Annotated in this window: 1 protein-coding gene; it reads left to right on the top strand. The window is 66.0% G+C overall.

Going from position 1 to position 2,162, the window contains the following annotated elements; translation table 11 throughout:
• Positions 1–600: 600 nt before the first annotated feature.
• Positions 601–2,031: a group II intron reverse transcriptase/maturase gene (ltrA, locus tag LQ326_RS47005; protein ID WP_234545347.1), complete on the top strand. Its 1,431-nt coding sequence runs from the start codon at positions 601–603 to the stop codon at positions 2,029–2,031.
• The last annotated feature ends 131 nt before the right edge of the window (positions 2,032–2,162 follow it).

Below are 2,162 nucleotides of genomic sequence, written 5' to 3'. Positions count from 1 at the left end.
GTGCGCCACGAGGCGCTTGAAGTCGAGCGGAGGTGAGAGACCTTCGACTCCTGACCGTCGCAGCGGCCAGGTGAAGCTGAGGGCAGCCTGATCCGGGAGACGCCGGGGAGGGTGGGAGCAGCCCTGACAACGCCGGGACGTGCCAGTACTGCCAGATGGTGCGGGTCCGGTCAGCGAGACGGGAAGGTGTACGAGAGGAACCGGTGTCTGACGCCCCTTAACGGCCCACCAGCTCAAATCTGGCGGATATGGGCTGGTCGCGGTACGTGCCCGCTCCTCGTTCGAGAGCGGGCAACTTCTGGTCGCCATGTGATCAACGGCCAGGAGGCCACGGTGAATGTCTGCGGCGTAGCCGTGGCGATGCCGCAGGGGTAGAGCTGGGCGCCTCACCCGTCGATCGACTCTCAAGTGAACGTGGGAACCGTCCGGTGTCGTCCTCACCCCGCGCAGCCAGCGCAGCGGAAGGACAGGCACGTCGTCAGCTGATGGCACCGAGCGGGGCGGAGGCTCCGTAGTAGTCCGAGGCCGGGAAAGCCGGCCGCATGGCGAAGGGGGCCAGCAAGTCGGTAGTGGAAGTACTGGAATACCGGGAGACCGCTGGTGAATACGAGTGATCTGCCGCCCGGCTCGTTCCGGGCCGAGCGGCGGGTACTGGAGATCCAGACCAAGCTGCACCGTTGGGCGAACGACGATCCTCATCGTCGGTTCGACGATCTGTACAACCTCGTCTGTGATCCCGCGTTCCTGGCCATGGCCTGGGAGCGGGTCGCGGGGAACAAGGGCGCACGCTCGGCCGGAGTGGACGGCATGACCGTCGCCTTCGTCCGGGAACGGTTCGGCGAGGCAGGATTCCTTGCCGACCTGCGGGATCAGCTGAAGTCCCGCAGCTTCCGTCCGGTGCCGGTCAGGGAACGGATGATCCCCAAGCCGGGGTCGCGCAAGCGGCGCCGCCTCGGGATTCCGACCGTGGCCGACCGGGTGGTCCAGGCGTCCTTGAAACTGGTGCTGGAGCCGATCTTTGAGGCGGACTTCGCTCCGTGTTCGTACGGCTTCCGCCCCAACCGGCGGGCGCACGACGCGATGGCCGAGACCCGCTTTCTGGCATCCAAGACCTACGAATGGGTGCTGGAGGGCGACATCACGGCGTGCTTCGACGAGATCTCGCACTCGGCCTTGATGGACCGGGTTCGGGCTCGGATCGGGGACAAGCGCGTGCTCGCGCTGGTGAAGGCGTTCTTGAAGGCAGGCATCCTCACCGAGGTTGGCACCTCCAAGGAGACCGTCACGGGCACCCCGCAAGGCGGGATTCTCTCGCCGCTGCTGGCCAACGTGGCCCTCTCGGTCCTGGACGAGCACTTCACCCAGATCGAGGGTGGACCACAGACCAGCCCGAAGCGACGGTTCACCCGGCGCCGGAAGGGGTTGGCCAACTATCGGTTGATCCGGTACGCGGACGACTTCGTCATTCTGGTCTCGGGCACCCGAGCTCACACGGAAGCACTGCTTCCCGAAGTGGCGGAGGTCCTCTCCACCGTCGGCCTGCGACTGTCGGAGGAGAAGACATTGATCACGCACATCGACGAGGGCCTCGACTTTCTCGGCTGGCGCATCCAGCGCCACCAGAAGCGGGGAACCAACCGGCAGTACGTCTACAACTACCCGGCCAAGAAGGCACTTCGGTCCATCAAGGCCAAGACGAAGACGCTCTGCCGGATGAACGTCAGCCTGTCGCTGGCAGTCCTGCTGCACAAGCTCAACCAGGTGCTGCGGGGCTGGACCGCCTACTTCCGCCCCGGGGTGTCCGCTCGGGCCTTCCAATACCTGCGCATGATCGTCTGGCGTCAGGTCTTCGGATGGCTCCGCCGCAAATACCCCAAGGCAGGGTGGAAGGAACTCCGCCGCCGGTTCTGTGACGGCGGATGGTGGCCGCACGACGGGGACGTCGTCCTGTTCAATCCGGGCTCGGTAGTCACCACGCGATACCGGCCCAGAGGGACGACCATCCCGTCGCCCTGGCCCAGCACGATCTGAGGAAAGCACCTGGTCAACGGGACTTGTGGAGAGCCGGATGCGGGGCCAACTCGCACGTCCGGTTCGGGAGGGCGGCGTGGAGAGACGGGCTGGGAGGAATCCCAGTACCGCGCTCCGCGCCGACCCCACCA

This window comes from Streptomyces shenzhenensis, from assembly GCF_021462265.1.
Taxonomy (GTDB): domain Bacteria; phylum Actinomycetota; class Actinomycetes; order Streptomycetales; family Streptomycetaceae; genus Streptomyces; species Streptomyces shenzhenensis.
This window is presented reverse-complemented; position numbering and strand designations above follow the sequence as displayed.